10 protein-coding genes are annotated in these 7,480 nt (G+C 74.3%); all 10 read left to right on the forward strand.

Translation table 11 applies throughout. From position 1 onward, the window contains the following. On the forward strand, positions 1 to 265 hold a 265-nt coding region (locus tag IDM29_RS12995; protein WP_188037606.1), incomplete at its 5' end, for an HPr family phosphocarrier protein. Between the two features lie 217 nt (positions 266 to 482). After that, the gene (locus IDM29_RS13000; RefSeq protein ID WP_188037607.1) at positions 483 to 2,159 is read left to right on the forward strand and encodes an MDR family MFS transporter; all 1,677 of its coding nucleotides are present in this window, start codon (positions 483 to 485) and stop codon (positions 2,157 to 2,159) included. Positions 2,160 to 2,200: 41 nt separating this feature from the next. After that, positions 2,201 to 2,605: a DUF4233 domain-containing protein gene (locus IDM29_RS13005; protein WP_309232734.1), complete on the forward strand. Its 405-nt coding sequence runs from the start codon at positions 2,201 to 2,203 to the stop codon at positions 2,603 to 2,605. Between the two features lie 146 nt (positions 2,606 to 2,751). Further along, complete coding sequence (locus tag IDM29_RS13010; protein WP_182113543.1) at positions 2,752 to 3,345, forward strand: hypothetical protein; 594 nt, start codon at positions 2,752 to 2,754, stop codon at positions 3,343 to 3,345. A 75-nt stretch (positions 3,346 to 3,420) separates the two neighbouring features. After that, positions 3,421 to 3,984, forward strand: a complete 564-nt coding sequence (locus tag IDM29_RS13015) for a signal peptidase I (protein WP_188037608.1) — start codon at positions 3,421 to 3,423, stop codon at positions 3,982 to 3,984. Beyond that, on the forward strand, positions 3,981 to 4,802 hold the full coding sequence (locus IDM29_RS13020) for an LPXTG cell wall anchor domain-containing protein (protein ID WP_188037609.1): 822 nt from the start codon (positions 3,981 to 3,983) through the stop codon (positions 4,800 to 4,802). The genes IDM29_RS13015 and IDM29_RS13020 overlap by 4 nt, the downstream gene beginning before the upstream one ends. Beyond that, the gene (locus tag IDM29_RS13025; RefSeq protein WP_188037610.1) at positions 4,780 to 5,298 is read left to right on the forward strand and encodes a hypothetical protein; all 519 of its coding nucleotides are present in this window, start codon (positions 4,780 to 4,782) and stop codon (positions 5,296 to 5,298) included. The genes IDM29_RS13020 and IDM29_RS13025 overlap by 23 nt, the downstream gene beginning before the upstream one ends. Continuing rightward, positions 5,295 to 5,894 (forward strand): hypothetical protein, encoded by a 600-nt coding sequence (locus IDM29_RS13030; protein WP_188037611.1) that lies wholly within the window; start codon positions 5,295 to 5,297, stop codon positions 5,892 to 5,894. The genes IDM29_RS13025 and IDM29_RS13030 overlap by 4 nt, the downstream gene beginning before the upstream one ends. A gap of 46 nt (positions 5,895 to 5,940) precedes the next feature. Then, complete coding sequence (ndk, locus tag IDM29_RS13035; protein ID WP_188037612.1) at positions 5,941 to 6,366, forward strand: nucleoside-diphosphate kinase; 426 nt, start codon at positions 5,941 to 5,943, stop codon at positions 6,364 to 6,366. Between the two features lie 73 nt (positions 6,367 to 6,439). Beyond that, positions 6,440 to 7,480 (forward strand): chromosome segregation SMC family protein (locus tag IDM29_RS13040; RefSeq protein WP_188037613.1); only part of this gene is annotated, 1,041 nt, incomplete at its 3' end.

Raw genomic sequence — 7,480 nt, forward strand, 5'->3', positions numbered from 1 at the left:
GGCGGACGACGTCGTGCGCGCGACGGTCGTCGTGCGCAACCGTCAGGGGCTGCACGCGCGACCCGCCGCGCTCCTCGCGCGGCGGGTCGCCGACCTCGGCGTGCCCGTGCGGGTCGGCGGCGCGGACGGCACGAGCGTGCTCGCCCTCATGGCGCTGGGCGCGGTCGCCGGCGACGAGCTGACCGTCGAGGCGTCCGGCCCGCGGGCGCAGGAGGCGGTCGACACCGTGGTCGAGATGGTCACGGAGGGCTTCGGCGAGGCCTGACGCGGACGTGGCCAGTCCCTGATCGGTGCATTGACTGCAACTTTTTGCCGCCCGTAGGTTGCACTGGTGCCGACCGACACGGCGGGGGACGACGCGCTGCCCTGAGCCCCCTTGCCTGCCGCGCCGCCCCGCGTGCGCGCCGCCCGGCCCGCCTTGCCGCGATGCCCGGTTGCCCTGTCCAGCACTCCACCATGCCCGCGCGACACGAGGACCCACCATGGCCACGGCACCACCCGCCACCACCGGCGCACCGCTCGTCGTGCTCGACCGCCGCACCGTCTGGCTGATCTTCGGTGCGCTCATGGCGAGCATGTTCCTGTCGTCGCTCGACCAGTCGATCTTCGGCACCGCCCTGCCGACGATCGTCGGGGAGCTGGACGGCGTGGAGCACCAGGGCTGGGTCATGACGGCCTACATCCTGGCCATCGCGATCGTCATGCCGCTGTACGGCAAGTTCGGCGACCTGTGGGGCCGGCGCTGGCCGTTCCTCGTCGCGATCAGCCTGTTCACGCTCGCGTCCATCGGCGGGGCCCTCGCCGACACGTTCGCCGAGCTGATCATCTGGCGCGCGGTGCAGGGCCTCGGTGGAGGTGGCCTGATGATCCTCTCCCAGGCGATCATCGCCGACGTCGTGCCCGCCAGGGAGCGCGGCAAGTACATGGGCCCGATGGGGGCCCTCTTCGGCATCGCGGCCGTCATCGGCCCCCTGCTGGGCGGCTACTTCACCGAGTCGCTCACGTGGCGCTGGGCGTTCTGGCTCAACGTGCCCATCGGCGCCGCCGCCTTCGTCGTCGCCTGGTTCGCCCTCAAGCTCCCGACGCACCGCTCGGGTCGCCGCATCGACGTCGCCGGCATCGTCTTCATGGTCCTGGCCACGTCGGGCATCGTGCTGCTGACGAGCTGGGAGAGCTTCTCCGGCGACGCCGGGTACGACTGGGGCGACGCGCGCCTGCTGGGGCTGCTGGCGCTCACCGTCGTGTCGGTCCTCGCGTTCGTCCTGGCCGAGCGGCGCGCCGAGGAGCCCCTGCTGCCGCTGCACCTGTTCCGGAACCCGACGTTCGCCATCGCCACCGCCGTCGGCCTGATCATCGGCATGGGCATGTTCGCGGCGCTGACGTTCCTGCCGACGTTCCTGCAGATGGCGACCCGCGCCGGCGTGACCGAGTCGGGCTTCCTCATGCTGCCGATGATGGTCGGCGTCATGCTCACCGCGATCGGGTCCGGCATCGCGATCACCAAGACCGCGCGCTACCGGATGTACCCCATCGCCGGCATGGCGATCTCCACCCTCGGTCTCATCTGGATGACCCGGCTCACGGACGACGTCTCGATGCTCCTGTTCGGCACGATGATCTTCGTTCTCGGCCTGGGGCTGGGGCTGGTCATGCAGACGATCGTGCTCGCCGTGCAGAACGCGGTGGACCCGCACGAGCTCGGGACCGCGACGAGCGCGAACAACTTCTTCCGGGAGATCGGGGCCGCCGTCGGCGTCGCCCTGTTCAGCACGGTGTTCACGGGCCGGCTCAGCGAACGCCTCGAGCCGCTCTTCGCGGACGCGCCGACCGGGGGAGAGGGCGTGAGTGCGGAGTCGCTGACGCCCGCCCTCATCGACCAGCTGCCTCCCGCGTTGCGGGACGCGGTCGTGGCCGCCTTCGCCGACGCGCTCGCCCCGGCGTTCTGGTACCTCGTGCCCGTCCTGGCCATCGGCTTCGTCCTCACGCTGTTCCTCAAGGAGGTCCCGCTGTCCGACGTCGCCGGCATGGTGGCGCGGGGCGAGGCCGTCACCGCGGACGACGTCGCCGGTGGGGCGACGGTGACGCAGACCGTCGGGCACGACGACGCCGTCGTCGTGGTCGAGGGGTCGGCGCCGGCGGACCGGGGCCGCGAGGGCTGAGTGGTCCGGCGGGGCACGGGCGCGGCGGTAGCGTGGAGGCCGTGCCCGACCAGCCCGTGACCGACCCGTCCAGCCCGGCTCCCGCCGTCCGACAGGGATCCGCGCGGCGCCAGTTCGCCGCCACGATCCTCGTGCTCGAGGTCCTCGTCGTCGCGTTCGCCTCCCTCGTCGCCTTCGGGCTCCGCGTGGCGCCGCCGTCCGTGGTGTGGGGGATCGGGGGTGCCCTCGCGCTCTCGCTCGCGCTGTCGGCCGGGCTGCTGCGCAGCCCCGCCGGGTACGTGGCGGGCTCGGTGCTCCAGGTGGCGCTCCTCGCGACCGGCATCGCCGTCCCGATGATGTTCGTCGTCGGCGGGATCTTCGTCGTGCTGTGGGTCGTCGCGCTCCGGCTGGGCAGCCGCATCGACCGCGAGCGCGCCGAGCGCGCGCAGGCAACGGCCCTGGGCTGAGCGCCCGCGCCGCCCGACCCGCGCCGCCCGAGTCGAGGGACGAATGTCCTACGACCCGACGGCGGCCGCCGCCTGATCCTGGGGTGACATAAAGAGCGCCGCGTCGTGGCGACGTGGCTTGATCAGGTGCGAGAGGAGTGCACCCAGTGACCGACCTTCCCACCCCCGAGACCCCCACGCCGCAGACGCAGGACGACCGCCGGCGCAAGCGGGCAGCCCTCGCCAAGCTCTCCCTGGCCGGCGTCGCCGTGCTGGGCGTCGGTGCCGCGCTGACCACCGCCGTCTGGACGGACGACGCCTGGTTCTCGGCCGCCGCCTCGGCCGTGGACCCCGACACGGCGATCGACCTGAGGGGTGCCTTCAACGAGGCCGACCCCGCGACCCAGCCGACCACGTTCGAGGAGGCCGACGACGCCGGCACCGCGGTGGCGATCCCGGCCAGCGTCTTCGCCAACCTCACCGCGGGTGACTCGGTGACCGTCCCGGTGTGGATCAAGAACGAGGGCACGTCCGCGCTCGCGATCGCGAACCCGGTCGTGGAGACCGGCGACGCCGGCCTGTTCGCCGTGGGCGGTGCGACGGCGGAGCTCGACCAGGTCCCCGCCACGCTGCAGCCCGGCGAGGTGGCGTCGGTCGACCTGACGATCGCCCTGCCCGCCGACGCCGACCGCGACACGTTCGGCGGTGCGACCGGCGACGTCACGATCCAGTTCCAGGGCTCGATCGCCAACCGGAACTGACACCGGCATCCGCCGGCGCGTGACCCGCGCCGGCGGATGCTCCTGCCACCGCGCGCGGGAGTGAAGGAGGTGTCGATGCGCGCGCTCCGACTGGCCGGGGACGTCGTCCTGTGGCTCGTCGCGGCCCTCGGGCTCGCCAGCCTGGCCACCTGGGGTGCGACCCAGGCCGGCTGGATCCAGCCCCTCGTCGTCGTCTCGGGCTCGATGGAGCCGGAGATCATGACCGGCGACCTGCTCATCGCCGTGCCCCAGGAGCCCGCCGACCTGCGGGCCGGCGACGTGGCAGCGCTCCGCAGCGCGGTCACGGGCGACCTGGTCACCCATCGCGTGGTCTCGGTCGAGGAGTCCGGCGAGGGGCAGTGGGCCGTCCACATGAAGGGTGACGCGAACGCGTCGCCGGACGCCGAGACCTACGTGGTCGACCAGGACCTCTGGCAGCCCGCCGCGCGTGTGCCCGGTGGCGGCTACGTCGTCGCGAAGCTCACGAGCCCGCAGGTCGCCATCCCCCTCGGGGTCGCACTCGTCGCCCTCATGGGGCTCAGCCTGCTGCCCGCCTCCTCGCGGCCGTCGACGGGCGCGGACGCCGAGGACGCGCACCCCGCACCCGCGGAGCCGGCACGAGCGGAGGTGGCGCCATGACGACCGCCCGTCGCCCCAGGATCTCGCACGGTCTCGCCGCGGCCCTGTGCCTCGTCCTTGCGGTCATCCTGGCCGCCGGGTCCGTCCTGACGGCCATCGCCGCGGACGCGACCTCGGGGTCGGGAACCGACTCGGACGCCGGTTCGGGCGTGGGCTCTGCGATCCCCGAGCCCCAGCCGACGCCGACGCCGACGCCGACGCCGACGCCGTCTCCGTCGTCGTCGTCGGGGACCCTGACGCGCACCACGCCCCTGCACGCGACGTTCAGCGACCTGCTGCCCGGCTCGTCGGCGTCGACGTCGTGGCAGATCACGGTGGACCGGGACGCCCTCGTCACCGACGTCGACGTCGTCGAGTCCGGCCCGGGCGACCTCGACTGGGAGGTCACGCTCCGTCATCGTTCGTCGGGCGCGGTCACCACGGTCGAGCACGACGTCACGGGCGCCCGTCTCGCCGCGGGCGACTACGACCTGCAGGTCGCCGTGCACGTCCGCGACATCCCCCCGCGCGCGACGAACGTGCTGCAGGGGCACATCGCCCTGCGCGACGCCGCCGCCGCCGTGAGCGGGTCCGGCGGGTCCGGCGGGTCCGGTGGGTCCGGTCCCTCGGTCCTGCCCTGGACCGGCTCGTCCGCCCTGCCCCTGCTCCTGGCCGCCGTCGCCGCCACGCTCGCGGGCCTCGGCCTGCTGCTCGCGGCGCGCCGCCGCCGCGAGGACGAGGAGGCCCCCGCTCACGGCCCCACCGATGACGCGACCGACGACCCGACCGACGACCCGACCCAGGAGGGAGCACGCCGTGACCGGATCGCAGCGCGCTGACCGCGACCGCCGTCGCGGTGTCGCCGCGGTGCTCGGCCTGGGCCTGCTCACCGGCCTCGGCATCGCCGGGACCTCGGCGGCCTGGACCGACGACGCGTGGGCCGTCGCCCCCGCCTCGGCCGCGTCGGTCGACCTCCGCGGCTCGACCGACGGCGGCGCGACGTGGCACGCGGCGGACGTCGCGACGGCGCCGCTGACCGTCGACGCCGTCACCGGGCTCGTGCCGGACACCCCGGTGACGCGCACCGTCCAGCTCTGGAACGCCTCCACCGTGCCGGTCGACCTCACCTGGACCGCGCCGGACGAGGTGGGCTGCGTCGACGTCGAGGTCCGGCCCGCGGCGACGCGTCTGGAGGCCGGCCCGACCGCCGCGGCGGCCGGTGCCGTCACGACCGTCGACGTCACCTTCAGCGTCCCCGAGGGGACCGACCCGGCCGGCTGCGCCGGCACCGCCGTCGGCCCCGTCGAGATCGTCTTCCACGGGAGCCCCGCATGACCGCCGCACCCAGCACCACGAGCGCCCGCCCGGGCACCCGCCGGCTGGCGGCGCTCCTCGCCGTCGTCCTGCTGCTCCTGGCCGGCGTCAACCTCGCGGTCCGCGCGACCGCGGGCGCCGCCGCCGCATGGTCCGACGACGTGCGCACGACCACCGACGTCGCGCTCGGCACCTGGAGCGCGCCGATGGGACCCGACGGCTGCGTCGTGCGCGACCCCAGCGGCACGCCGACCGGTCAGAGCTGCTCGCTGGGCCTGTGGCCCAACGGGTTCTCGTGGGGCAGCGAGTGGTACCAGCACTACACGGCCCAGCTGTGGTTCACGATCGACGGGCAGTACCCGGGCTACGTGGCGCCGGGGTACACCGTCGAGTTCCAGGTGACGCTGCCGACCAGCGACCAGCCGGCCTGGTGGAGCTGGGACGGCGCCGGCGTCGTGGCGATCCAGACCGACGCGCCGTCCTACGCGCTGACGTCCAGCTGCGGCCAGCTGCCCGTGGTGTCCGGCACGATCTCCGGGCCCATCAGCTACTTCCAGGTCGAGGTGGAGCCGGGCGCCGCCACCGGCGGGGCGTCGGGGCTGCTCTGCACGCCCTGACGGGCCGTGACCTGGTGGCGCTCCCCGCGCCGCTAGGGTGACCGCCATGAACCAGGTCGAGCGCACCCTCGTCATCGTCAAGCCGGACGGCGTCCGTCGCGGACTCGTGGGGGAGATCCTGCGCAGGGTCGAGGCCAAGGGCTACACGCTCGTCGCCGCGGAGCTCCGCACGGCCGACGCGGACCTGCTGGGCGAGCACTACGCCGAGCACGACGGCAAGCCGTTCTACGGGCCGCTGCTCGAGTTCATGGGCTCCGGCCCCGTGCTCGCCGCGGTGCTCGAGGGCCAGCGCGTCATCGAGGGGTTCCGCCTCCTCGCGGGGACCACGGACCCCACGACGGCGGCGCCGGGGACGATCCGCGGGGACCTCGGCCGGGACTGGGGCACGGCCGTGACCCAGAACCTCGTGCACGGCTCGGACTCCACCGAGTCGGCCGCGCGCGAGATCGCCCTCTGGTTCCCCTCGCTCTGACCCCGCGACCTCTGACGCGCGACGCCCCGCCCGCCTGACCCGGCGGACGGGGCGCCGCCCGTAGGCTCGCCCCGTGCACCTCAAGACGCTGACCCTGCGCGGCTTCAAGTCGTTCGCGTCGGCGACGACCCTGCGCTTCGAGCCGGGCGTGACGTGCGTGGTCGGGCCCAACGGCTCGGGCAAGTCGAACGTCGTCGACGCGCTGGCCTGGGTCATGGGGGAGCAGGGCGCGAAGTCGCTTCGCGGCGGCAAGATGGAGGACGTCATCTTCGCCGGCACGTCCGGCCGCCCGCCGCTGGGCCGCGCCGAGGTGAGCCTGACGATCGACAACACCGACGGCGCGCTGCCGATCGACTACACCGAGGTGACGATCTCCCGCACGCTCTTCCGCAGCGGCGGGTCCGAGTACGCGATCAACGGCTCGGCGTGCCGCCTGCTCGACATCCAGGACCTGCTCTCGGACTCGGGCCTGGGCCGGGAGATGCACGTCATCGTCGGCCAGGGCCAGCTCGACGCCGTCCTGCGTGCGACGCCCGAGGAGCGCCGCGGCTTCATCGAGGAGGCCGCCGGCGTCCTCAAGCACCGCAAGCGCAAGGACAAGGCGCTGCGCAAGCTCGACGCGATGCAGGCCAACCTCACGCGCCTGGGCGACCTCACCGCGGAGATCCGCCGCCAGCTGGGCCCGCTCGGACGGCAGGCCGAGGTCGCCCGCAAGGCCCAGACGGTCCAGTCCGACCTGCGCGACGCGCGTGCCCGCCTCCTCGCCGACGACCTCGCCCAGCTCACGGCGACGCTCGAGCAGGAGATCGCCGACGAGACGGCGCTGCGGGCGCGGCGCGAGGAGGTCGAGACAGGGCTGGCGCAGGCCCGGGCGCGGCTCGGGGCGCTCGAGACGGCGGCCGCCGCGGCGGCTCCCGAGCTCTCCGAGGCGAGCGAGGTCTGGTACCGGCTCTCGTCGGTGCGCGAGCGGCTGCGCGGCACCCAGACCCTCGCGGCGGAACGGCTGCGGCTGCTGGGGTCCGCCGAGCGCGACGCCGAGCCGGGCGGGCGTGACCCCGACGACCTCGACGCCCAGGCCGAGCGCGCGCGGGCCGCCGAGGCCGAGCTGGCGGCC

Source organism: Actinotalea sp. JY-7885, from assembly GCF_014525465.1.
Lineage (GTDB): Bacteria > Actinomycetota > Actinomycetes > Actinomycetales > Cellulomonadaceae > Actinotalea.